Below are 25,495 nucleotides of genomic sequence, written 5' to 3' on the forward strand. Positions count from 1 at the left end.
GGATTTGATTTATGTGAGCGATATTTATAAAGATATCAATTCAAACTATGAGCGATTGTCAGAAGCTGAGCGGGGAGTCATCGATTTTATTTTAAAATTCGAAAAAATTGAAGAACTAAAATTAAAAAATATTAAAGAAGTGCTATATGTATCAAATGCTACAATCATCAGAGCATGTAAAAAGTTGAATTATGCGACATTCAGTGAATTGAAAGCTGCATTTGTTCAATCAAGGGAAGAGAGACAACGTAGTTACCCAGTGGCTTCTAACTTTGTCCGTGTCTTAGAGGATATAAAAAAAGACACCTTGACAACTTTAGAATTGATCGATGAAAATAATGTCGATCAAATTTGTAATTGCTTGATTAATGCAAGAAGGATCTTTTGTGTAGGGACGGGTTCAAGTTCTCAAGTAGCCACTGAATTTAATCGTAAACTAAAATTGAGTGGACTGTGGACAAATGACTATTCTGATAAATTTTTAATCGAATGTATTCCTCAAATGAGTACAGATCAGGATGTAGTCATTGTTTTTTCTTTAAGTGGCCAAGTGGATGAGATCAATGAAACCATGATCAAAGCAAAATGTAATAGAACAAAAATTATTTCAATCACGAATGTAGCTGCGAATAAACTAAGAGCGATCAGTACGTATTCTTTATTGACTAGCAGTTCTGGAGATCAGAAAAAAATTCGTTCAAGATTGATGTTACATGTAATGAGTACACTGATTTTTGAAAAGTTAATAACAAAAGTACCTAGTTTTGATTAAAAACTGTACATAAATAGGTATTTTTTATAAAAACTATGAATGGTTATCATCAAGAAGGAGCGTGGACAAAACTAAACTTTAGTTTTGTCCACGCTCCTTTTATTGTATACAAGTACCAGTTAATTTTGATCAAAATAATCTTCATAAACCAACATTAATTTATCAAAACTCTTCGCATCTGGAATCAAAGGAATAACGATAGTTGGAATCGTATTGATATAGATTTCTGGGATATTGGTGATAATACAATCATATTCTACTGCTTGTTTTTCTAATTCTTCTAGAGATGTAATATGTAAAGGTGTGCAAGAAAAACGGCCACGCAAATAATAAGTGATCCGCTCAGAAAGCATATCCATATACTCTATACTAGAGTTAAATAAAAGGCAGGCTTTCATAGTAGGTGTTGAATACTCTAAACGATCAAGCAAGTCAGGCCAATTTGTGAATAGAATAGAAATGGATTCGTTGATCATGTACTCTTTATGTGGGCTAGAGTAAAAAATTGCTTGTAAAGACTGAATCAATTCCATCGGAAAATGGCCATACAGATTCTTAATGCTTAAAAGAAACTCTTTATTTTTATCATGTAAAATATAAGTCCGTCCGTGAATCTGATAGTCTAAATTATACAGACGTATAAAAATATTTTCGAAATTGTGGCATTTACTGTCCATCTTTTTTTCTATTTCCAATAGAAGAGTTTCAATTTTTTGATATTTTAAATAGGCGTTTCGATCATTTTTAATCATTTTTTGTGCTTGTGCTAGAGAGTCGATGTATTCATCGCTGAAAAACAAGTAAAAAAAAGTATTTAAGTTTGCTTGGGATAAAGGCAATTGGAATTGACTATAAAACTCATCGCAAGCATATGTATCATTGAGAATCGCAAATTGTTTTTCTGCGATATCAGACAGTTGATTTTCACTATTATGTTTTAAGAGATTAATAACGGTGTACGTATAAAAACGTAGGCGATTCAATAAAGAAAAATCTAAATCATGTGAGGATTTATTTTGAAGCGCCTGTTTCACGATCTGAAGGCCAACTTGGTCTAAAATAATCAGTTGAGGCGGAGTCAGAAGACTTTCTGCGACGCCATACTTCTCATAAAAATAGTGCTGCATAAAATTGCAAATACTGTGTGGGTCACCAACGAGCTGCATTTTCTTCAAGTTAATGGTGAAGCCTTCTAATTGAAGCAGTTGATTCACTCGTAGGACGATTCGTTTGATTGTGGAGACGCTGGTGTACAGATTGTCAGCTAAGTCGATGATTGTAGAAAAACTATGTAAAAAAATATTTTCGATAAGTTGGAACTCAACGCTATTTTTTATGAATTTTTGATAGATACTCGTTTTGCAGAAGTCATAATTTGCTGCGAGACGAATCCCATACTTTTTGGAAGCTTCGATCGTAGTAGGTGCTAACAATGCTTCTAGTTCAATAATATCTGATTTTAACGTTTTTACTGGGGCATTTAAAGTCTCTGATGCGGTGGCTAAAGTAACCCAATCATTGTCGGCTAATAATTCTACTAGCTCCAATTGCCTTTTGGAGCGTGAGGAAAGAATGTCTTTCATGGTATCAACACTTTCTTTTTTTGTTTTTTTATTTATCTTTAACTTCTAATGAAATAAATCTCAAGGTGTTTCTTATTTTAACGTGAAACAATCCGCTTTGTCTATATAGCAATCACTATTACTTTATACTTTTTAAAATGATTTGAAATATATCATTCAATTTTTTCTTTTAAATAGAAAAATATGACCTTTTAAGGGGGATTTTTAGATAACATTTGTGATATTCACCTTGTATTGTTTGGAATTTGTTTTTGTTTTCATATAATAGATAAAAAAATCAACTATTACTTTTTTTTGACCATAAATGACCCTTTTTTTTCTTACATAACGTTTAAACTATTGTTAAGCCAGTTAAAGGCAAAATAGTAAACGGAGGAGAATTATGAAGAAAAAATTAGTAGGGTTTGTATTGGTCTCATCAATTATTTTAGGTGGAGTAGGTTTGATGAACGCAGAGGAAGCCAATGCTCATGGCTATGTAGAAAAACCAGCAGCTCGAGGTTATCAAGGTTCATTAGATAAAAATACAATGGGGTGGAGCGCGGCGATGGAGAAATATGGAATGGTAATTACCAATCCGCAATCGTTAGAGTTTGACAAAGGATTCCCGCAAGCAGGACCCGCTGATGGCAAAATTGCTTCAGCAGAAGGTGGCAAAGGACAAATTACTGACTCAGTAATGGATAGTACTGGTATGAATCGTTGGACAAAATCAGACATCAATACTGGTTTAAATACATTTACGTGGCATTATACAGCACCTCATAGTACGACTAAATGGCATTATTATATGACTAAAGTTGGCTGGAACCCAGAAAAACCATTAGCAAGAGCTGATTTTGATTTTCTTGGCGAAGTCAAACACGATGGCTCAGCAGCTTCAAACAATAAGTCGCATCAAATTGTTGTCCCAGAAAATCGTTCAGGATATCATGTGATTTTAGCAGTCTGGGATGTCGCAGATACAACAAATGCGTTTTATAATGTCATTGATGTGAATGTAAAAGGCAATGGTGAGGTCACACCTCCAATTGAGGTAGTGCCAGAAACGCCAACAAATGTAAAAGCAACTGAGGTAACGACGTCTTCACTTAAATTAACGTGGAGCCCTGTTACAAATACAAAAGAATACAATGTCTACCGTGATGGTAAAAAAGTAGGAACAGTTGGCGGTGCCCAATTTAATGATGCAAACTTATCAGAAAATACAACATATACTTATCAAGTAGAAGCAGTTGGAACATCCGGGGAAGTTTCTGAAAAAAGTACAGCAGTGAAAGTGACGACCCAATCATCTGCTGTAGAAGATGATCAAAAACCAACAGCGCCAACAAATGTACACTCGATGGGTACGACTGAAAATACCGTCGATTTAATGTGGACCAAAGCAACTCACTTCTTAGGTGTTAAACACTACGAAATCTATCGTGATGGTAAAAAAGTAGGAACAACTGAAAAAACAAGTTTTAAAGACACTGGTTTAAAGGCAAACACAACGTACAACTATACAGTAAAAGCAATTAGTGTTGGTGGAAATGTATCAGAAACGAGTGCAGTATTTTCTGTGAAAACAAAAGAAGCACCAAGTGGTCAGATAACGTGGGATGCTGACAAAGTGTATAATGGTGGGGATAAAGTAATCTTTGATGATTTAGAATATGAAGCAAAATGGTGGACAAAAGGTGATCGTCCAGATAAATCCGATGCGTGGAAACTTCTTTCAGATAAAGTACTGAATTGGGAAACGAGTAAAGCCTATAGTGGCGGAGACAAAGTGATCTTCCAAGGAAAGACTTACAAAGCAAAATGGTGGACACAAGGCAACGAACCAGCAACTTCAAATGTTTGGGTACTAAATTAATCAATACAACTTGTAGACACAGTAATAAACAAATAATCATTACGACATAGTATGAGCAATAAAGAGGTTGAGACAGGAGTGTTTAATCCCGAGAAATAAGAAGGGAGTGCTTCTGCTCCCGCCGTTTATAAGGATTCCTTGAGTCTAAGATATCACTCGTAGAGTGATATCTTAGACTCTTTATTTGTCATAAATTTTGAATATGCGTATGTTTAAATTCATCTGGATATTTCAGGCCATAACCTAAGGTTCGATCCATAAAAATATGAGCGCTCCAAATGATCGCAATCGGCAATAAGAGGATGATAGGTATGACAAGATAAAGTAAAAGTAGTAATACAGGGAAAACTAAAGTGTGGCCTAAATTGTAAATTTTAGCGCCGAGTGAGGAACCACCTAAATAACCGATCATGGTGATATCAGGTAGTAAAAGAAAAAGGAAGAAATAAAAGATTGGGAACCCTAGATAGATAAATAATGAGAGAGCTAAAAGAAAGAGTGTTCCATTTTCTAAACGTAAAATGGTTTTGTTGGTCATGTTTAATGCACCTCCAATCCATAGCTAGCCAATTGATCGATCAAACTGAATAATTCGGCGTGCTGTTCTACATAGCTATTATTTTCAATCGTAGTATTTATTTTTAGTAGCAGTTGATAGGCCATTTCGTAAAAATCAATTTTTTTCTTAATAAAGTCGATTTTGTTGATTAGAAATTTAGTTGAATCGTCGTTGCATTGAATGGAAATCGGGCGTCTTTTTAATTCAAGTACATAGCTGATTTCCTTTATCGAAAAATCCAATGCTTTTAAAGCTAAGATGATTTTAAGGTCTTGCTGATCCGCTTCTGTAAATTCACGATAGCCGTTTGGCTGACGTTCAGGCTTTAGCAGACCAGAGCGTTCATAAAAGCGAATAGCATCAGTTGATAAGTTGAAGCACTGGGCAAATGCGGTTATTTTCATGGATATCCCTCCTATACAATTAGTGTAACATTGGATATAAGTCAAAGGTCAAGAGTGGATTCAGAAAATCTGCAGTTACGACAAACAAACCAAGAGTCTGTATAAACGGTGGGAGCAGAAGCAATCCCTTCGGAAATAAGCTGGAATTCACAAAAATTTGAAGAGCAATTTTCGTGAATTCCTTCTTATTTCTCGGGATTAAACACTCCTGTCCCAACCTCTTGGTTTGAGAATAAATCGGGATCATTGTGATTTTATAACAGGCAGCCAAACTTCAAAGCTGGCATTGCTTGGATTAGCATCAAGGTAAAGTTCGATATCAGGGCCATTCGCGTATTCGTATCCAGAACTTGGCAGCCAATCTGTGACGATTTGTTTTTCTAACTCTTGGATAGCGTGAGGCATTGCACCATGTCCAGAAAAAACAGCCCATGTGAATGCTGGTATAGTGTATTCTTCTAATGTATCCGGAGCTGGTTGATCACTTGCAACGGCGATATAATATGATGTTCCTTCACTGCTTGAAAAATCATTTTTGTCTGTAGGGGCAGCTTCAAAACCGACACTAATCCCCATTACGCCTCTTGGTTCCTGAGTCATTAGCGGAATCAAATTGTTCAATGTGCCGTCCATTCCGACTTGCTGCCAAAATAATGGGGTTTCCTTAAAGTTTTCCTCAATGTCTGCAGATAATGCTTTTTTTGCGCCGATAATCCGAAACGCTTCTTTTGTTTCAATGCGATATTCCATTTCTACATCTCCTTTGATTGTGATATGGAACTTGATTCTAGGATATGAGGTTAGTAGACTCCCTTCTTGTTGTGCTTGAGAAGGCGTGATTCCGTGCTGGTTTTTAAAAGCGCGGGCAAATGAATTCGGTGATTCATAGCCGTATTTAATGGCGACATCAATTACTTTAGCGCCTTGTTGTAATTCAACACCTGCTAAAGACAATTTTCTACGTCGAATGTAAACGGCTAAGGGGACGCCAACCATGTAAGAGAAAATACGTTGGTAATGATAAGTAGAGCAGCAGGCGAGGGTAGCTAAATGCGCAAAATCGATTTCTTCTGTTAAGTGTTTTTCGATATAGTCTAATGAATTTTCCAGTCTAGTAACCCATTCCATGATATGATCAACTCCTGATTTCATTGTATAATAGTTAAACTAAGTGTACCTCACTTTCTCTGCCCAAAAAAGAGTGGCAGGGAAAATTTACGGGATACTTGACTTTCAAGTGCAGTGTAAGGTTTATACTATAAAAAAGGTGGTGAGCAGATGAAGTACAAAATCAATGAGTTTTCAAAAATGACAGCTATTCCAAAATCAACGTTACGTTATTATGATCGAGAAGGGTTGCTGATTCCTTCTTTAAGAGATCAAGAGAATGGCTATCGCTATTATGACGAAGCAGATTTCACATTAGCGAATCAACTGACGTTATTAAGAAATAGTGATTTTTCGATTTCAGAAATCAAAGAAGTGTTGAATGGTATTGAAGAAGAGGGCGATTTAGCCTATTATTTGCTTGAAAAAAAGGCCTTTATTTTAGAAGAAATACAAGAGAAAGAACGATTGATGAAAAAAATCGATCAAATGATAACGGTAGGTGAAATAGATGCTTGTGAGCAAAAATATAGAATTGAACCACATACCAAATCAGCGCAAAGAGTCATTACTAGGAGATGTACTTGTCCATTTGATGAAATGGGACCGGAAGTGGATCACTTATATCAAGCAGCTAAGGAGGCTGTTGTGGGTGAGCTGTTAGATGAGAAAATACAATATGAAATAGCTTTGCCTGTTCGGCAGTTTATTGAAAGTAAACAGGTGAAAAATGAGATTTTTCCTGAAATGACAGGGATTCGAACACTTCATTACGGGGATTATCAGGAGATTGGTCAGGCGTATAAAGTATTGATTGATCATGTAGAGCAACATCGATTGGAGACAGATTTTTCGTTTATCAATACATTTATTAAAGGAAGTGGCAAGAAGTTCAAGGGGAACCAAGCGAAATACGTTACGGAAATTTTTTTACCTATCAAATCGTTTATCTAGCTTTGCGGGTCAATAATCCATCCTATCGTAATTGTAAGCACCTGTTTAGCCTTTAAAATAAGGAGGAAATAACAATGAAATTTGAGTGGAGAAAACAAGAGAAGGAACTATATTTACCAAAAGAAAAACCAATCAAGATTAACGTTCCAGAACAAAAATTTTACACACTATCGGGGCAGGGGGATCCTAATGGACAACAATTCTCAGAAGAGGTCAGTGCTTTGTATGCGCTATCCTATGGTATCAGAATGTTGGCTAAAAAGGGGCTGATTAGTAAGGAACCCTTTGAATATACCGTTTATCCTTTAGAAGGACTTTGGACGTTATCAGATGAAGCGGTGGCAGAGGGGCGGGCCTTTGATAAGGCAGATTTGGTCTATAAAATTATGATTCGACAACCTGATTTTATTACGGAAGAGATTGCGTTCGCTAATTTAGAGCAGGTAACTAAAAAGAAACCAAATCCGAATAACCAAAAGGTAAAATTTGAAACAATCGAAGAGGGGATATGTGTACAAATGCTGCATGTAGGTCCATATAGTGAGGAAGGCAAAACATTTGAAGTGATGGAGCGTTATTGTAGCGAACATCGATTGAGTAGAAAGACATTTTCCCATAGAGAAATCTACCTTTCTGATGGGAGGAAAGTAGCGCCTGAAAAAATGAAAACAACACTACGCTATCCTGTTAAATAATTCGTATAAGAGAGGCATAAGAGCAGCTTTTTATGCTCAGAATATCGCTAAAAAGGAGTTAGTCGTCATGCTAGCTCCCTTTTAGCTATTATTTGTATTGATTTGAAGTGAAAAAGGCGTTGGCTTTGTATTACTGTATAAGCTAGCGAGCTACTTCTTCTATCAATTGAAAAAAACATGTCCTGTTTTTTTATGTCTGTCGTTGCGTGTAAAGCGACGTTTTCCCCTCCACCACATTCGACAGTTCTACTGCGAGTTTTTCTCTGGAGATCGGAGTATAATTTTGGACAAGCTTTCTAACACCTGGTATTTTTTGCATAAAGGTAATAACTCGTCCTCCGGTGATTGAAAGAAAGCGAGCTTTACCGACAACAAAACTAGGATAGACAATAGTATAGGGCTGACTGCTATCTTTAATCAATTGCTCTGCTTGTAGTTTCGCATCCATATATTTTCTTAAAGGAAGCGGCGCGCTATTAGCTGAGATAAATAAGAATTCAGCAGTTGGATTATGCTTTTGTAGATAATCTAGAATTAGTTGGACAGGTTGTAGAATAAAGCGATCATAAGTGATTTTTTTGTTAGGATGCTCCCAGAGAATACCAATCGTATCGATGACCCAATCGGCGTGTTTGACAGCTGAATGCCAATGCGTATCCTGTAAAATATCGGAGTGAACCCAGGTTGCTTTTTTTGACCATGGAGCGGTTAAGCCTGCCGGCCGGCCACTTCTGGAAATGCTCGTCACATTATGTCCGCGGCTCGTTAATTCTTCTGTTAGTTTTTGTCCAACGAATCCGCTACCACCGAAAATCGTGATATTCATCTGAGTCTCCTCCTTTTGAAAACGGTTATTATCAGTTAGTTTATCATTGATTTTGAAATGAGAAAAAAGAAACAGTCCGTCGAAAATTGAAATTCTCCATAAACGTACTGTTTCGTATTTTATTGAATCGTTACTGCTACGCCAAAATGGTCACTGACAATGGGCGTGTATTTTCCGTCAAATACAACCTGATAGCTGGAAATCGCCATTTCTTGTGAAGTGAAGATGAAGTCGATCCTCAATTTCTCTTGATTTTCACCCCAGCCATCGATTGCTTTTTCCACAGTGTGTTCGCCCCTTTTTTCTTTAGCAGCTAAAAAACTATCTTGCAACAAAAGAGGACTGTTAAGGACAAGCTCGTAGCCAGTATATTTAGCTGAAGCAGGGTTGTTAAAATCTCCCATGATGATTAATGGAGAACTGAGGTTTTGCAATGCGGCTTCAGTTTTTGACCATTCATCAGCGAATCCACCAACTTCTGTCCACCAAGAATAGTGGCAACTTACAGCAGTGATTGATTTTTTACCAACTTTGGTTTGTCCGATTAATGCAACTCTAGTCCGGTAATCATTAGGATCTTTTTCTGCAGACACAACGAGTGCAGTTGGCTGGATTGGTTGTTTTGACAGTAAGGCAACACCTTCGTGGTAAAGGTCATATCCGATATGATTATAGGTCCAGCTCCAATGGTAGTCGTGCCCTTGTTCTTTTAGTCGTTGAACTAAAAGGTGCGCGAAATTATCCTCATGGATTGGTAATTGCTCTTTGGTTGGGTGGAAATTTTGTGGAGAAATTGCTAGTGAGCTGTCGATTCGCTGATTGACTTCCTGTAGGGCGATTATTGCATAGTCTTCTCTAATGATTTGAGCAGCTAATTGTTGTAATTTTTCTAAGGGATGTTTTTCTAACCAACTATGGGTGTTTAATGTCAGTATGTTCATATTTATTTCCTCCATAAAAACAGGCTCAGAATAAAACTCTGTGAGCTTTACGCCGAACCTGTTTAGAAATTTCCGTATATTAAATGTCTAAGCGTCCGATAGCTGTTCCGGGATTTTGTTTACCGACTTTATCCAAATGGAATGTCTTGATCTTTTCACCGTTGGTAAAGACAACGATCATGGTTGTTTGTTTACCGGCTGCTTTGATTTTTTCTAAATCAGCCGTGGCGATTGCTTCACCTGCGGTTACTTCTTGTCCTTCTTTGACTAGGATCGTAAAGGCCGATTCTTTCATTTCAATCGTATCTAGTCCCATGTGGATTAGGACTTCGAGGCCTTCTGCTGTTTGGATGCCTAAAGCGTGTTTAGATGGGAAAATACTGCTGATTACACCATCAATTGGGGCGTAAATCATTGTGTCTTCTGGAATGACAGCAAAACCGTCGCCCATCATTTTTTGTGAGAAGACAGGATCATCTACTTGATCCATAGTGATCACTTCACCATTAGCAACAGGTACGATTGTTTTTGTTAGACCAAGATACGTTGAGTTGTTTTCGGTCGTAGCGTTTGTTTCAGTTTGCTGCGGTGTGGGAATTGCAACGCCTGAATCTAATAGGTCTTGAATATCTGATTTTAACACATCTGCTTTGGGTCCGTAAACAGCTTGGACACCATTATCTTTTACAATCAGTCCCATCGCGCCAGCTCTTTTCCAGGCATCTTCTGCTCCGACTTTACTCTTGTCAGTAACACTGACCCGTAATCGAGTCATACACGCATCAACATCCACGATATTTTCTTTTCCGCCTAGCAGATGAACGATATCGATGATTTGAGGGGCGATTCCAGCTGTACTCTGAGCGCTGTTTGTAGTTGAGTCAGTTTGACTGTCATTATTATCATAGTTGCCATTTCTACCAGGTGTAGCAAAGTTGAATTTTTTGATCATGAAATTGGCGATGAAATAAGTCAAAACACCAAATGCGATAGTACAAAGAACGAAATTCAGCAAATCGCCACCTAGACCGGCTTTTATGGCTAAGGGTGTTCGGGTCAAAAGTTCAATATTTCCAAATGAATGAACCCGTAATGCAACGATGTCTGCCATCGCGAATGCTGCACCTTGGATGATGGCATAAACAACATATAGCGGCACTGCCGCAAACATAAACATAAATTCTAAAGGCTCTGTGACTCCTGTTAGGAATACGGCTAAAGCAGCTGAAAGGTACATTGATTTATAGTTGGAACGCTTATCAGGGTCGACATTACGATACATAGCTAGCGTCATGCCCATCAAAATACCAGAAGCGCCGATCATTTGTCCTACTTTGAAACGAGCAGGCGTCCAGTTTGCCAAGACGTAGTTGTATTGTGATGTATCACCAGCGCCTTTTAGATTGACCAAATCAGTTGCCCAAGCTAACCATAATGGATCTTGCCCGAATACTTGCGTGCCAGCTTGTGCACCAGATAAGATTTCATAAGTTCCGCCTAATTGGGTATAGTTGATCGGAATCGTCAACATATGATGCAAGCCAAATGGCAATAGCAAGCGCTCTAATGTTCCGTATAAAAATGGTGCGAGAACAGGTGCAGTATCTTGAGATTGAGCGATCCAAAGGCCAAAATTGTTGATACCAGCTTGGATGTAAGGCCAAACAATAGCTAAAAGAATCGCAACGATCGTTGACCAAAGAATCACAACGAATGGAACAAAGCGCTTCCCATTGAAAAACGAAAGAGCATCTGGTAGTTTGCGGTAATTGTAGTATTTGTTGAACGCCATCGCGCCGACGAAACCTGCAATGATCCCGACGAAAACCCCCATATTCAAGGCGGGTGCTTCTAAAACGCTAGTAAAGAAGCCTTTGACCATGATTTTTGTGCCAAATAAGGTGTGCGTAAAGGCTTTGTCATCGGCTAACATATCACTAGTGACACCAAAAATCGAACCAGTGATGCGGTTGATCAAAATAAAAGAAAGTCCAGCCGCAAATGCTCCGCCAGCACGTTCTTTTGCCCAGCTGCCGCCGATCGCAAGTGCGAACAGAATATGCAAGTTGCTGATGACAGCCCAGCCAATATTTTCAATAACCCCACCTGTAGTTGCTAGTGCTGCCCAGTCTGGGTTGATTAGAGGAATCGTTTTCCCGATACTGATCATTAACCCTGCGGCGGGCATAACCGCAATTACGACCATTAATGCTTTCCCAAACTTTTGCCAAAACTCAAAATTTAGTAACTTTTTCATCTTTTTCTCTCCTTTGCAATGATAGTGCAACCGATTTCGTTGACTGTAGTATAAATCAGATTCTTATATTTGTAAACCCTTAACCAAAATTCTCTCTTTTGTATTATTGATAAAATGATATTTCCATTATAATAAAAGGATTTCTATCTAATAAGCAGTAGAGCATAAAGAAATGTTTGACAACGCAATCGGTTGCGTTTATTATGATGCTAAGAAGCAACTCATTTACAGGAGGAGAGAAAATGAAGCATTTAGTTGAAATAGACCCATGGAAAATTACTACACATCAATTAGAACGTAATGAACGCCGTCTTCAAGAGTCACTAACATCAATGGGAAACGGTTATATGGGAATGAGAGGAAATTTTGAAGAACAATATTCAGGGGATCATCATCAAGGAACCTATTTAGCTGGTGTTTGGTATCCAGACAAGACGAGAGTCGGTTGGTGGAAAAATGGGTATCCTGAATACTTCGGAAAAGTTATCAATGCAGTCAATTTTATCGCGATGGACATTTTTGTGAATGGAGAAGCGGTAGACATAGGTGTACAAGAACCAAAAGATTTTTACTTAGAATTAGATATGCGTAACGGGCTGTTGACACGCACATTCATTCTTGAAAACGGGAATACAAGGGTCAAATTCAGATTTGAGCGTTTTTTGAGTATTGTACAACAAGAACTGGCTGTGATTCGAGTAACGGCAGAAGTTCTTGAAGGAAGTGCAGAGATTCAAATTATCTCAAAAATCGATGGCGATGTTCGTAATGAAGATAGTAACTATGATGAAATGTTTTGGGAAGCACAACAATCTGGCTTTGAAGAAGCAATCGGCTTTTTAACAACTAAAACAATTCCAAATCCGTTTGGTATTGAACAGTTTAGTGTAACGGCCGCGATGAAACATATAACAGAGGCCAAAGTAGGTGTTGCCGAAACAGAGCCTTTAGTAGTACAACAATCATTTCAAGCGAAGCTACAAACAAACGAAGCGATCACGCTAGAGAAACAAGTCATCGTCTTAACTAGTCGTGATATTCCAGAAGCGCAACAACAAGAAAAGGCCATTCAACTATTGAAACAAACGACGAAAACCTTCGATGAATTATTGAGTGAGCAAAATGAGGCTTGGAAAAAACGTTGGGAACTGGCTGATGTTGTGATCGAAGGAGACGATGCAGCACAACAAGGGATTCGGTTTAATTTATTCCAATTGTTTACGACCTACTATGGGGAAGATGAACGTTTGAACATCGGACCAAAAGGCTTTACAGGCGAAAAATATGGTGGTGCTACTTATTGGGATACAGAAGCGTATGCGGTTCCTTTATATTTAGCTTTGGCCAAACCAGAAGTAACAAAAAATCTATTGAAATACCGCTATAACCAATTAGAACAAGCAAAACATAATGCTCGTCAACAAGGATTAGCAGGAGCTTTATACCCAATGGTGACCTTCACAGGAATTGAATGCCACAATGAATGGGAAATCACCTTTGAAGAAATCCATCGAAATGGTGCGATTGCCTATGCTATCTATAATTATGTGAATTACACGGGAGATAAGGAGTATTTAAAAAATGAAGGCCTGCAAGTTCTAACTGAAATTGCACGTTTCTGGGCAGATCGCGTTCATTTTTCTAAACGCACTGGAAAATACATGATTCATGGTGTGACAGGGCCAAATGAGTATGAAAATAATATCAACAACAATTGGTACACAAATACGATTGCAACATGGGTATTGCAGTATACCTTAGAGAATTACATGAAATATCAAGTAGAAACACCTGTAGACATTTCTGAAGAAGAGCAAGCACATTGGCAGGAAATCATCGAAAATATGTATTATCCATTTGATGAAGAGTTAGGCGTTTTTGTCCAACATGATACATTTTTAGATAAAGATTTACTGCCGAGAACAGCATTATCACCAGAGGACTTACCATTAAACCAACATTGGTCTTGGGATCGTATTCTACGTTCTTGCTTTATCAAGCAAGCAGATGTTTTACAAGGTATTTATTTCTTTGGCGAACGTTTTTCACGAGCAGAAAAAGAACGGAACTTCTTGTTTTATGAGCCGATGACGGTTCATGAATCTTCTTTATCGCCAAGTGTTCATGCGATTTTAGCGGCAGAACTCGGGATGGAAGAAAAAGCGGTAGAAATGTACCAACGGACAGCTCGTTTAGATTTAGATAATTACAACAACGATACAGAAGATGGTCTGCATATCACCTCAATGACAGGGAGTTGGCTTGCAATCGTGCAAGGCTTTGCGCAAATGAAGACGGCTGATGAAAAATTAAGCTTTGCACCGTTTTTACCAAGTACTTGGACAAGCTATGCCTTCCATGTGAATTATCGTGGGCGATTGTTATATGTAACGGTTGATAAAGATCACGTTCGTTTACAACTTGTTTCAGGCTCAGAATTGCCATTAACACTATACGGACACAATGTCGTTTTGGCTGATGAATTAGTGCGTGAGATGGAAAAGGTGAATGAGGATGTTTAAAGGTGTTTTATTTGATTTAGACGGTGTGCTAACGGATACAGCGGAGTATCATTATCAAGCATGGCAACGGTTAGGAAAAGAGATTGGGATTACGATTGATCGTGCCTTTAATGAAGAACTGAAAGGGGTTAGTCGTGAAGATTCATTAACGTTACTACTAGCTCATGGTGGAAAAACAAATGCCTTCACTTCAGAACAATTTACTGAGTTAGCAGCGCGAAAAAATGAGTATTACGTGGAAATGATCCAACAAGTCAGTCCAAAGGATGTTTATCCAGGGATTTTAGAGTTGTTAAAAAGCTTAAAAAGACAAGGAATCAAACTCTCTTTGGCTTCTGCTAGTAAAAATGGTCCTTTTCTATTAAAAAAAATGGAGTTGAAGTCCTATTTTGATGGTATTGCTGATCCGGCCGAAGTTGCAAAGGGAAAACCTGATCCAGAAATTTTTCAATTAGCAGCCAAAAACGTTGGGTTGACAGCAGCAGAATGCATCGGAATCGAAGACGCTAAAGCGGGTATTCAAGCCATTATTGCAAGCCAGGCGTTACCGATCGGTGTGGGGCGTTCAGAAGATCTTGGGACGGATATCGCACTTGTTTCGTCCACGAAAGAATTAACGTTCGAGTTCTTACTATCTATCTGGAACACAGCGAAAGCAGAGGATTGATGCCAAGGAATCATTCCTGAATGAAAAGACGATAACAACAGAGTACCAATCTATGGTATTATTTTCTACGATAGAATGATTTTATAAGATTCATCATGAAAGGAGGAGAATAGATGACAATTACTGTTAAAGATGTTGCTAAAAAAGCTGGTGTGGCTACTTCCACTGTTTCCAGAGTGATCAACGACCACTCAAGTATTTCAGATGCGACGAAGAAAAAAGTCTATAAGGTAATGGAAGAAATGGGTTATGTGCCCAACATTGCTGCGAGAAATCTCGGGAAACGCTCATCAGGTGCAGTTGGGGTGATTTTACCACCTTTAGATTCTCGTGAACGTATGGGAAATCCTTTTTACTTGGAAATCATTGAGTCGATCAATGCTGAAGCGCGCAAACACAGTATGACAACAGCGATTGCTACGGCGCAATCTTTTGAGACGTTGTTAGAGAATGTTCAACTGATGCATCGTCAAAAGCAAGTCGATGGATTCATCTTACTATACTCAGATAAAGATGATCCAGTCATCGATTATCTATTCGAAAATCAAGTTCCCTTCTCATTGATCGGTCAGCCGTATACAAATGAAGATAAGGTCATTTATGTGGATAATGATAATCAATTACTCGGAAAACATGCGACAGATTACTTAATTGAAAATGGGCATAAGGATATTTTGTTTATTACGAATACGACCCATGAAAATGTTTATTATGAGCGTTATTTTGGCTACCAAAAGGCGATGATGTTAGCAAATTTGACGGTATTTCCTTCAGTAGATATGGAAAAACCGGAAGATTATGTAGCGTTTGAACAGCTTTTAAAAGAAACAAAAGCAACAGCGGCTGTCGTGATCGATGATATTTTTGCGATGCGAATGATTCAATTAGCGCAAATGTATGGCTATCGCGTGCCAGATGATTTTTCGGTGATCAGTTTCAATAATTCGATTTATGCAACACTCGTTCATCCTTATTTGACCAGTATCGATATCGATATTGCAGAACTTGGCAAAATGGGGATGCAAAAGTTGATCGAATCATTACAGGAAAAAGCGGCGACAGGCGTTCGGATGGTGATTCCTCATAAACTGATCAAAAGAGAGACAGTCCTTTCTTTGAAAGCGATAGAATGATTTTACTAGCTAATTTTAATGATGAAATAAGGAAGGATAGGACAAAAAAATTGCTTTTGTTCTTACCGTTAAATCGGATTCCTTGAGACTGAGATATGACTCTACGAGTCATATCTCAGTCTTTTTTACTATTTGGAAATTAAATGATAATAGAAAATAATGGATTATTTGGTTGACAAATGGACTATTCTGCCTTAATATAAAGAAGAAATGATTCGACTACAAATATAGTCATTGTGATTTTGATTATAAAAATGAAGTAAGTAAGGGAGCTGGGAAAATGGAAGCAAAAACATTCGATATAGAAGGGATGACGTGTGCCTCATGTGCACAAACAGTCGAAAAGGCAACAGCCAAACTAACGGGTGTGTCAAAGGCAACGGTCAACTTAGCGACAGAAAAGCTAAATGTTGAATATGATGAAAGCCAACTTTCAGAAACTGACATTCAAAAAGCAGTAGCCGATGCAGGGTATGAAGCATTGAGCAATCTCCAACAACGAACATTTGATATAGAAGGAATGACGTGTGCTTCATGTGCGCAAACGATTGAAAAAACAACAGGAAAATTGAACGGCGTTACAAAAGCATCTGTCAATTTAGCCACAGAAAAAATGGTCGTCGATTATGACCCATCAATTTTAAATGTCTCAGATATAACAAAAGCCGTAGCCGATGCAGGGTACGGTGCAGTCGAACAAATAGATTCGGTTGATACGGTAGACAAAGACCGCGAGAAAAAACAAAAACACATCAAAGATATGTGGCAACGTTTTTGGCTGTCAGCAGTGTTCACGGTACCTTTATTGTATGTTGCAATGGGACATATGGTTGGATTACCATTGCCAGCTTTCATTGATCCAATGATGCATCCTGAAACGTTTGCTCTGGTCCAGTTGATTTTAACGATGCCTGTTTTATATTTGGGCAGAAGCTTCTTTATTGTCGGTTTCAAGGCGCTATTCAAAGGACATCCGAATATGGATTCTTTGGTCGCTCTAGGAACCAGCGCTGCTGTAGCCTATAGTTTGTATGGTACGGTGATGATTTTTGCCGGAGATCCGCAATTTACGATGGCCTTATACTATGAATCAGCAGGTGTTATTTTAACGTTGATCACATTGGGAAAATATTTTGAAGCTGTTTCAAAAGGAAAAACTTCTGAAGCCATCAAAAAATTAATGGGCTTAGCACCGAAAAATGCTCGTGTTTTCCGTAATGGTCAAGAAATGGAAATCCCAGTCGACAGCGTTCAATTAGAAGATATTATTGTCGTCCGTCCAGGTGAAAAAATCCCAGTGGATGGTGTTGTGATCGAAGGCTCATCTGCCATCGATGAATCCATGCTGACAGGTGAAAGCATGCCTGTTGAGAAAAAAGTTGGCGACAATGTTATTGGCGCAAGCATCAATAAGAATGGTAGTTTCCGTTTTAAAGCAACTAAAGTGGGTAAAGATACTGCTTTGTCTCAAATTATCAAGTTGGTAGAAGATGCCCAAGGCTCGAAAGCACCAATCGCTAAAATGGCGGATAAAATTTCCGGTGTCTTTGTACCGATCGTGATGGTGCTAGCTGTTTTAGCTGGTTTAGCATGGTATTTCTTAGGACAAGAATCTTGGGTTTTCGCCCTAACAATTACGATTTCCGTTTTAGTTATCGCCTGTCCTTGTGCTTTAGGATTAGCCACACCAACTGCAATCATGGTAGGAACAGGAAAAGGTGCTGAAAATGGCGTATTGATCAAAAGTGGGGATGCACTTGAAACGACGCACAAAATCCAAACGATCGTTTTCGATAAAACAGGAACAATCACAGAAGGGAAACCCAAAGTAACGGATATTTTAACCGCAAACGGCTTGGAACAAGATGAGCTACTACGTTTAGCGGCATCTGCTGAAAAGGGCTCAGAACATCCATTAGGTGAAGCAATTGTTAATGGAGCTGAGAAAAAAAACTTAGCTTTTGCTGCAACAGAAGGATTTAATGCCATTCCAGGGCATGGAATCGAAGTAACGATCGAAGGCAGCCATTTATTATTAGGAAACAAAAAATTGATGGATGATCGTGCTATTTCTTTAGGTGATTTAGGAACGACTTCAGATCAATTAGCGGAACAAGGAAAAACACCGATGTATATTGCAAAAGACGGTATGATCGCAGGTATTATCGCTGTTGCAGATACGATCAAACCAAACAGCATTCCCGCAATCAAAAAACTACATCAAATGGGCATCGAAGTTGCGATGATCACAGGAGACAACAAACGGACAGCCCAAGCGATTGCGAAACAAGTTGGAATCGACCGTGTCTTAAGTGAAGTCTTACCAGAAGATAAAGCCAATGAAGTAATGAAACTTCAAAATGAAGGAAAAAAAGTTGCCATGGTTGGTGATGGCATCAATGATGCCCCTGCGTTGGCACAAGCAGATATCGGGATTGCGATTGGTTCTGGGACCGATGTTGCGATGGAATCAGCAGATATCGTATTGATGCGCAGTGATTTGATGGATGTACCGACAGCAGTAGAGTTGAGTAAGGCGACGATCAAGAATATCAAAGAAAACTTATTCTGGGCATTTGCTTATAACACGCTAGGTATTCCAGTTGCGATGGGCGTGCTCTACTTATTCGGCGGTCCATTGTTAAACCCAATGATTGCAGGAGCTGCCATGAGTTTTAGTTCAGTGTCTGTATTGTTGAATGCATTGAGATTGAAAGGCTTTAAGCCTTCAGCGTTGAAGAAATAAGAGCTACTACTATCTATTTAAGTGAAAAGAAACGAAAAACCGACTATTTTCTTAGCAAACAGTAAAAAGATTACTGATTCTAAGATAATTAGTCGATTTTTTTTATATAGAAGTGTAAAAGCGAAAATAAGGAATTTTATACGACGATCGTCAAAATTTCATCTTTTGTTTGGCGTTTTTTCTGGTGTATTTATAGTCAAGTTGATTTCCTCCATTTATTTAAAAGTTTATCGCGTTAAGCAATAAGTGACTTTAGTGTAATGGAAGTAAGGATCATTGTAAATCGGGGAATTTTTTTATACCAACTGGAGCCAACGTTCGCCCATACTCTGTTACGGAATAACTCACAACTATGGGCTTTTCCTGTATGACGGTTCGTTGAATGAGCTTATCTGCTTCTAAGTCTTTTAATTGTAAGCTCAACATCCGTTTAGTGATACAAGGGAGAAAGCGGTGCAATTCACTGTAACGATAAGCAACTTCAAAAATTAAATGGTACAGTAGCACGCATTTCCATTTACCTGAAATTAGTTGTAAGGTTGATTCTACAGAACAACCATCTAAACAATTATGGATTTTTCTTTTTTTCATTTTCTCATGTCCTTCTATTCATTTTCTTCCACTGACTGGAACAGGAACTGCGTTGCCTAATTGCCTCAGTTTAGCATTGACTGACTTTCAAGATGTGATCGGCACAGCTGGTGCGCTCTTTAGTCTGGGTTATTAAGCTTGTTCACCTTTGGAATGAGTCTACTTGATAAGGGAACCTTATACATGATACCAGTGAATTTTTTGGTGATTGGAAGTGTGATGCTGCTTTTAACGCGAGCATTTCTTTTTTCAAAGGATATACAAGCGTCCCAAAGAACATTTACTATAATGAATCAACAATGCATCTGCGTAAAATGCTGTGCAGATGTTTTTTTACATAGAGCGTTTCTTTTTTTGTTATAATTGGAGATAGGAATAAACAAGTGAGGGGCGAGTTGGTTGAAAGAAATTTTACTACAAGCGATAGGTTTTTGTTTTATGATATTTTTAGGCTATTTAATGAAGCGGATCGGACTGTTGAATAAAGCAGACGGGAGCATGTTGTCTGTGATCATTGTAAATATCACGTTACCTGCCACAGTGATCGTGAGTTTAGCGAATGTAGTCGTTTCAGAAACACTATTTTTCTTGCTGATTATGGGGATCATATTGAATGTTCTCGTGATTTTGATTGGCAGTCAAGTCAGTAAAAAGCGTTCTGTTTTAGAACAGAAATTTCAAATGTATACCATGTCTGGCTATAATATCGGTAATTTTAGTTTGCCATTTATTCAAGGTTTTTATCCTTTGGCAGTACCTTTTCTGTTGATGTTTGATATCGGAAATAGTGTGATGCTGACGGGTGGGAGTACGCTACTAATCGATAAAATGGTTGGCTCTAAAGAGGAAACTACGTTGAAAAAAATTAGTTTATCGTTGCTTAAATCTGCTCCTTTTACAGCCTATCTGATCATGTTATTGCTTAGGATCGGCCAAGTTAGATTACCTGTGGAGCTATTAGGGATATTGGATATGATGGCAAAAGCCAATGGTTTTTTATCAATGTTTATGATCGGGTTGTATTTTGAATTAAGACTGCCTAAAAAAGCGCTCCACTTAGTTAAGGAAGTTTTGTTTTGGCGGTATCTATGTGGCGCAGTATTAGCGTTGTTGTTTGCGTTTGTTGTACCATTGTCGCCATTATTACGAATTGTTCTAGTTGTCTTGTGCTTAGCGCCAATGCCGACATTTTCGGTGATCAATAGTGTTAAGGCAGGCATGCCTGAGGAAACGGTTGGCTTTACTTCTTCTGCGAGTATTTTGATTAGTTTGATTTTGATGACGATTGTGATGATGTTGATGGGATGATACAAGTAAAAAAGAGAGCAAGAAAAACACACAAAGGTATTCGTCTTGCTCTCTTTAACTGTTTATCGGTTTGACGTCTGTATCTTACTTAGTGATCAAGCGTTCCGCAATTTGGAAATCACCTTCATAAGGCATATCTTTCCCATGGACCTTTTGGTACAAGTCTGCCCCTTTACCAGCTAAAATGACAGCATCTTCCGCTAGGCTGATTGCCAGAGCTTCTTTGATTGCTTCACTGCGGTCCGCGATTATTTTGGTCGGGATGTCTGTTGTGATGTGGGCTTTGATTTCTTCACAAATAGTGACTGGATCTTCATCGGCTGGATCATCGGTGGTTAAAATCGCAATATCCGCTAATTCAGATAAAACAGCCCCAAAATCTTTGCGTCTTGAAATCGCTTTGTTTCCTGTGCTACCGATCACAACAAGTAAACGACCAGTTGGATGTTCTTCTTTGACAAACGTTAAAAGATTCTTTAGACTGTCATAATTATGCGCATAATCGACATAAACTTTCGCACCATTTGTATTCGTCAATAATTCCATTCTTCCAGGGACGGTCGTTTCTTTGACTCCTTGCTGACAGTCATTTCGATCTGCGCCTACTAAGGCACTCGCAAGAATAGCGCTCAAGGCATTTCCTTTATTGAAATCGCCACCCAAACGAAGTTGGTAGTCACCGGTGACCATTAGTTGATCCTCTTTTGCTTCAATAGAAAAAGCTAGGGAATCTACTGGATCTGTTTGGTAGCAATAGTCGGTATCCAATGCTGCTTGATTGCCATAAACAAGATAAGGAATACTGTAAAGCTGCGCAGTTTCTTTCAACAAGTGAAAATGATCCGATTCATGGTTCAAAATCATCGTTTTCGACTGTTTGATTAGTTGCCGTTTGCAATAAAAGTAATCATCATATGTTGGATGTTCGATCGGGCTGATGTGATCAGGTGTAATGTTTAAGAAAATACCCACATCAAAAAATAAACCATAGACGCGATTGGTCTTGTAGGCTTGTGATGAGACTTCCATAATGAAGTGACTCATGCCGTTGCTCACTGCTTCATTCATCATTTTATAAAGATCAAGGGATTCTGGTGTTGTTAAATGGGATTTAAAAAATGTTTGGCCATCTAAAGTCGAATTCATAGTAGACAACATCGCTGTTTTTTTGTTTGTTGTCTGATCTAAAATGAATTTAGTGAAGTAAGCAGCTGTTGTTTTTCCTTTGGTCCCTGTAAAGCCGATCAGTTTCAATTTATGTTGTGGATAATCATAGAAAGTCATGCTCAAAACAGCCATTGCTTTTTTGATATCTGTGACAATGATTCCCAATGCTGCGGGCACGTCATAAGGTTGTTCTGCTACATAACTATCAAGACCAGCTGCGACTGCATTTTCTAAGTATTCAGGTTTGAAATTGAGTCCTTTACAAAAGAAAAGTGTCTTAGAACTTACAGTCCGGGAATCATAAGAAAGAGCATCAAATGTTTTGTCAGCCAACGAGTTAGGCAGAGTCAAAGACCAAGTTTGCGTAGAAACAAATTCTTTTAAGAGATGTTCTTTAAGTAAACATTCGCGGATTTTTTCTAAAGAAATAGTCATCATTACGCCTCCAAGCGGTTTTTAAAATCTGAATGTAAGGTTTTTGGAATAAAAATCTGTTAGAAATTCATCATACAATTTAAATGTTAAAACTTCAAGATGCTTGCTGGAAGAGGACGAAAAAAACACGGAGGAGTTCATCGCCTAAAGTGAAGAATTTCCAATATAATTTTTCTATTAAAATAACAAATACATATTAGACATATTTATGTGAAATATAAAGAAAATTATGAATTAAAAGCGATATCTAGTACTTTTATCTTTGAATATAAACAAAAAAAGAAATAGTTATAAATGAAGTGTTTATTTGGTTTTTAGATATTTCAAAAATGAAAACGACTGTTTTTTTACAAAATCTGTGAGGAAACGATAAATAAGTTAATTTATTCAAGAAAGTCGTTGCATATACTTGATTTAACAATTAAAATAAAGAAAGCATGTTCAAAGAAAGTTGGAGGAGTTAAATGATAAATCAACCAAATCCTGCTGATCAACCGATCTTGACTAACCAAGAAAAAATGGTTAAAGGATCGGCTTGGATGACAGCTAGTAATATAATTTCTCGTTTGTTGGGTGCGGTATATATTATCCCATGGTATGCATGGATGGGAAGTCACGCTAATGAAGCAAATAGTTTATCTTCAATGGGGTATACCGTATACGCTCTCTTTTTATTAATATCTACAGCAGGAATACCTGCAGCAATCGCCAAACAAACCTCTTATTATAATTCGTTGAATGAATATAAGATCAGCCGACAGCTTTTTTACAAAGCGCTTCAATTAATGGCTATTTTAGGAGGTATTTTTGCCATCGTCATGTATTTAGCTTCTCCTTTGTTAGCGAAATGGTCTGGTGGGGGAGAAGAATTGATTCCGACGATGCGTTCGCTCAGTTTAGCTGTTTTGATTTTTCCATGTATGAGTGTTGTTCGCGGTTATTTCCAAGGAAACCAAGATATGATGCCCTATGCTTTGTCTCAAATCGTTGAGCAGATTGCTCGTGTCTTTTATATGTTATTGACAGCATTTATCATCATGAGAGTTTTTGAAGGGAATTATGTTGATGCTGTGACCCAATCAACACTGGCAGCATTTATCGGGATGTTAGCAAGTCTCATTGTTCTAATCTACTATTTTCACAAACAAAAACCGATGTTTGACTATTTGGCAGCACATAGTGCCAATGAACACAAAGCTTCAACTCGTGATTTATTGACGGAAACACTAAAAGAAGCATTGCCATTCATCATTGTAGGTTCAGGTGTAACAGTCTTTAAATTAGTCGATCAATTTACTTTTTCTAATTTTATGAATACATTTACGACTTATTCAGGAAGCCAGTTAAGAACGCTGTTTGCGATTTTTAATGCAAATCCGGACAAATTAACGATGGTCGTGATTGCTTTAGCAACCTCGATTTCAGCGACAGGATTGCCCTTGATTACTGAAGCGATTACGTTGAAAAAATATCGAGACTTATCAAAGTTGATCAGTAATAACTTACAGTTATTCATGTTTGTTATGCTGCCAGCAACCTTTGGTATGATCGTTTTAGCTAAACCTCTTTATACGATGTTTTATGCGCCAGATGCGCTAGGCGTTTCCGTATTGATCCAAGCTTGTTTTGCAGGACTATTTATGGGTCTTTATATGTTATCATCGACGATGTTGATGGGGATGTACGAAAATGAGGCAGCGATTAAATATTTTGCTTTAGGCTTAGTGTTGAAATTGATCGTACAATACCCAAGTATTCGTTTGTTTGAAGTGTACGGTCCTTTGATTGCGACAATGATCGGTTTTTCCTTGTCTTGTTTCTTGATCATGAGAAAAATCAAGAAAGTCAGTCACTTTAATTTTGGCTTGACATTGCGACGTGGATTATTGATTTTCTTGATCACATTAGTAATGATGATTGCCGCAATTGTGATGCGCCAATTCTTGTATTTATTCTTAGATCCGTCACGTAAATTCCAGTCTTTCTTGATCATTATGATCGTTGCCGCATTTGGTGGTGCGGTATATGGCTATATCACGTTAAAATTACGTTTAGCAGATAAGTTGCTGGGAGCGGGCGTAGGTAAAATTCGTCGTAAGCTAAAAATAAAATAGAACAATAAGAGGTTGGGATGTGACTCATGGAGTTATGTTCCATCCTCTTTATTAGAAAAAATAAGTTCTGATAGTAAGGGGAAACATATGCGTTTAGATAAATTTCTTGCAGAAACAGGTGTTGGCAGCCGTAAAGAAGCCAAGCAGTTGCTGAAAAAAAGTATGGTTACTGTAAACGACCAAGTAATCAAAGAGGGTAAAACACAAATTGATGAAAAACAAGATGTTGTTAAATTTGCTGGGGAAAAATTGACTTATCAAAAGTATTACTACTATATGCTGCATAAACCTCAAGAGGTGATCTCAGCGACAGAAGATAAATGGGATCAAACCGTGATCGATTTATTGCACGATGAAGATTTCCGAGAAGATTTATTCCCTGTTGGACGTTTGGATAAAGACACAGAGGGGTTGTTGCTACTGACAAACGATGGTCAGCTGGCTCATCAATTATTGTCACCTAAAAAACATGTAGATAAAGAATATTTTGCAGAAGTTGCAGGAATTGTGACAGAAGAAGACATTGATCTATTTGCTGCAGGATTCGCTTTAACGAATAAAGAGCTGGTAAAACCAAGCCACCTAACGATCGAAGCTGTAGATGAACAAAATCAGCTGTCAAAGATTCGCTTGATTATCCAAGAAGGCAAGTTTCATCAAGTAAAACGAATGTTTGAAGCAGTTGATAAAAAAGTCGTTTACTTAAAACGTCTGCGGATGGGCAGTTTGTGGTTGGATGAAAATCTAGCATTAGGTGAGTATAGAGAACTAACTGCAGCAGAGCTTGAAGGATTAAAAGGAAAAGTATAGTCTGATCGAACGAATGTTGCAGATTCAAACATTCCATTCAATC

At 38.0% G+C, this 25,495-nt stretch carries 20 protein-coding genes; 11 read left to right on the plus strand and 9 right to left on the minus strand.

Annotated elements, in window-relative coordinates:
* The first annotated feature begins 13 nt into the window (after positions 1 to 13).
* Positions 14 to 772, plus strand: a complete 759-nt coding sequence (locus IGJ50_RS00930; protein WP_429948410.1) for a MurR/RpiR family transcriptional regulator — start codon at positions 14 to 16, stop codon at positions 770 to 772.
* A gap of 119 nt (positions 773 to 891) precedes the next feature.
* Here IGJ50_RS00930 and IGJ50_RS00935 read toward each other — a convergent pair whose 3' ends face one another.
* Positions 892 to 2,355 carry a helix-turn-helix domain-containing protein gene (locus IGJ50_RS00935; RefSeq protein ID WP_429948412.1) on the minus strand — a complete coding sequence of 488 codons (1,464 nt, stop codon included), beginning with the start codon at positions 2,353 to 2,355 and terminating at the stop codon, positions 892 to 894.
* Positions 2,356 to 2,737: 382 nt separating this feature from the next.
* Here IGJ50_RS00935 and IGJ50_RS00940 point away from each other — a divergent pair, with 382 nt between their 5' ends.
* Positions 2,738 to 4,216, plus strand: coding sequence for a lytic polysaccharide monooxygenase (locus IGJ50_RS00940; RefSeq protein WP_429948414.1), 1,479 nt, complete (start codon positions 2,738 to 2,740; stop codon positions 4,214 to 4,216).
* Positions 4,217 to 4,403: 187 nt separating this feature from the next.
* Here the strand turns inward: IGJ50_RS00940 and IGJ50_RS00945 are convergent, their stop codons facing one another.
* The 3 genes from IGJ50_RS00945 to IGJ50_RS00955 all read right to left on the minus strand — a co-directional run bounded on the left by IGJ50_RS00945 (position 4,404) and on the right by IGJ50_RS00955 (position 6,307).
* Positions 4,404 to 4,754 carry a DUF4260 family protein gene (locus IGJ50_RS00945; RefSeq protein WP_069640312.1) on the minus strand — a complete coding sequence of 117 codons (351 nt, stop codon included), beginning with the start codon at positions 4,752 to 4,754 and terminating at the stop codon, positions 4,404 to 4,406.
* Positions 4,755 to 4,756: 2 nt separating this feature from the next.
* Positions 4,757 to 5,179 (minus strand): MerR family transcriptional regulator, encoded by a 423-nt coding sequence (locus IGJ50_RS00950; protein ID WP_069640311.1) that lies wholly within the window; start codon positions 5,177 to 5,179, stop codon positions 4,757 to 4,759.
* A 243-nt stretch (positions 5,180 to 5,422) separates the two neighbouring features.
* The gene (locus IGJ50_RS00955; protein WP_429948416.1) at positions 5,423 to 6,307 is read right to left on the minus strand and encodes an AraC family transcriptional regulator; all 885 of its coding nucleotides are present in this window, start codon (positions 6,305 to 6,307) and stop codon (positions 5,423 to 5,425) included.
* A gap of 150 nt (positions 6,308 to 6,457) precedes the next feature.
* Between IGJ50_RS00955 and IGJ50_RS00960 the strand changes: the two genes are divergently transcribed.
* Both IGJ50_RS00960 and IGJ50_RS00965 read left to right on the plus strand, forming a co-directional pair.
* Positions 6,458 to 7,240, plus strand: a complete 783-nt coding sequence (locus tag IGJ50_RS00960) for a MerR family transcriptional regulator (RefSeq protein WP_429948418.1) — start codon at positions 6,458 to 6,460, stop codon at positions 7,238 to 7,240.
* 74 nt (positions 7,241 to 7,314) lie between these two features.
* The gene (locus IGJ50_RS00965; protein WP_429948420.1) at positions 7,315 to 7,935 is read left to right on the plus strand and encodes a GyrI-like domain-containing protein; all 621 of its coding nucleotides are present in this window, start codon (positions 7,315 to 7,317) and stop codon (positions 7,933 to 7,935) included.
* Between the two features lie 190 nt (positions 7,936 to 8,125).
* Here IGJ50_RS00965 and IGJ50_RS00970 read toward each other — a convergent pair whose 3' ends face one another.
* The 3 genes from IGJ50_RS00970 to IGJ50_RS00980 all read right to left on the minus strand — a co-directional run bounded on the left by IGJ50_RS00970 (position 8,126) and on the right by IGJ50_RS00980 (position 11,959).
* Positions 8,126 to 8,761: an SDR family oxidoreductase gene (locus IGJ50_RS00970; RefSeq protein ID WP_207121477.1), complete on the minus strand. Its 636-nt coding sequence runs from the start codon at positions 8,759 to 8,761 to the stop codon at positions 8,126 to 8,128.
* A gap of 119 nt (positions 8,762 to 8,880) precedes the next feature.
* Entirely contained in the window at positions 8,881 to 9,702 is an 822-nt protein-coding gene (locus IGJ50_RS00975) for an endonuclease/exonuclease/phosphatase family protein (protein WP_069640307.1), read from the minus strand.
* Positions 9,703 to 9,781: 79 nt separating this feature from the next.
* A complete protein-coding gene (locus IGJ50_RS00980) occupies positions 9,782 to 11,959 on the minus strand; it encodes a PTS transporter subunit IIBC (RefSeq protein ID WP_429948422.1) in 2,178 nt (725 codons plus the stop codon).
* Between the two features lie 242 nt (positions 11,960 to 12,201).
* Here IGJ50_RS00980 and IGJ50_RS00985 point away from each other — a divergent pair, with 242 nt between their 5' ends.
* From IGJ50_RS00985 to IGJ50_RS01000, 4 genes are all read left to right on the plus strand, one after another.
* Complete coding sequence (locus tag IGJ50_RS00985; RefSeq protein WP_429948424.1) at positions 12,202 to 14,481, plus strand: glycoside hydrolase family 65 protein; 2,280 nt, start codon at positions 12,202 to 12,204, stop codon at positions 14,479 to 14,481.
* Positions 14,474 to 15,148 carry a beta-phosphoglucomutase gene (pgmB, locus tag IGJ50_RS00990; RefSeq protein ID WP_429948425.1) on the plus strand — a complete coding sequence of 225 codons (675 nt, stop codon included), beginning with the start codon at positions 14,474 to 14,476 and terminating at the stop codon, positions 15,146 to 15,148. The genes IGJ50_RS00985 and pgmB overlap by 8 nt, the downstream gene beginning before the upstream one ends.
* A gap of 113 nt (positions 15,149 to 15,261) precedes the next feature.
* Positions 15,262 to 16,281, plus strand: coding sequence for a LacI family DNA-binding transcriptional regulator (locus IGJ50_RS00995; protein ID WP_069640303.1), 1,020 nt, complete (start codon positions 15,262 to 15,264; stop codon positions 16,279 to 16,281).
* A gap of 280 nt (positions 16,282 to 16,561) precedes the next feature.
* Positions 16,562 to 19,027: a heavy metal translocating P-type ATPase gene (locus tag IGJ50_RS01000; RefSeq protein ID WP_429948426.1), complete on the plus strand. Its 2,466-nt coding sequence runs from the start codon at positions 16,562 to 16,564 to the stop codon at positions 19,025 to 19,027.
* Between the two features lie 273 nt (positions 19,028 to 19,300).
* Here the strand turns inward: IGJ50_RS01000 and IGJ50_RS01005 are convergent, their stop codons facing one another.
* Positions 19,301 to 19,618, minus strand: coding sequence for a winged helix-turn-helix transcriptional regulator (locus IGJ50_RS01005; protein WP_069640301.1), 318 nt, complete (start codon positions 19,616 to 19,618; stop codon positions 19,301 to 19,303).
* Positions 19,619 to 20,017: 399 nt separating this feature from the next.
* Between IGJ50_RS01005 and IGJ50_RS01010 the strand changes: the two genes are divergently transcribed.
* Complete coding sequence (locus tag IGJ50_RS01010; protein ID WP_429948429.1) at positions 20,018 to 20,926, plus strand: AEC family transporter; 909 nt, start codon at positions 20,018 to 20,020, stop codon at positions 20,924 to 20,926.
* An 84-nt stretch (positions 20,927 to 21,010) separates the two neighbouring features.
* Here the strand turns inward: IGJ50_RS01010 and IGJ50_RS01015 are convergent, their stop codons facing one another.
* On the minus strand, positions 21,011 to 22,528 hold the full coding sequence (locus IGJ50_RS01015) for a UDP-N-acetylmuramoyl-L-alanyl-D-glutamate--L-lysine ligase (RefSeq protein ID WP_429948431.1): 1,518 nt from the start codon (positions 22,526 to 22,528) through the stop codon (positions 21,011 to 21,013).
* Positions 22,529 to 22,992: 464 nt separating this feature from the next.
* On the opposite strand from IGJ50_RS01015, the gene IGJ50_RS01020 reads away from it, so the two are divergent.
* Both IGJ50_RS01020 and IGJ50_RS01025 read left to right on the plus strand, forming a co-directional pair.
* The gene (locus tag IGJ50_RS01020) at positions 22,993 to 24,642 is read left to right on the plus strand and encodes a putative polysaccharide biosynthesis protein (protein ID WP_069640299.1); all 1,650 of its coding nucleotides are present in this window, start codon (positions 22,993 to 22,995) and stop codon (positions 24,640 to 24,642) included.
* 87 nt (positions 24,643 to 24,729) lie between these two features.
* Positions 24,730 to 25,452, plus strand: coding sequence for a pseudouridine synthase (locus IGJ50_RS01025; RefSeq protein WP_069640298.1), 723 nt, complete (start codon positions 24,730 to 24,732; stop codon positions 25,450 to 25,452).
* The last annotated feature ends 43 nt before the right edge of the window (positions 25,453 to 25,495 follow it).

It is taken from the genome of Enterococcus sp. AZ101 (assembly GCF_050499005.1).
In the GTDB taxonomy this organism is placed as follows: Bacteria; Bacillota; Bacilli; order Lactobacillales; family Enterococcaceae; genus Enterococcus_L; species Enterococcus_L ureilyticus.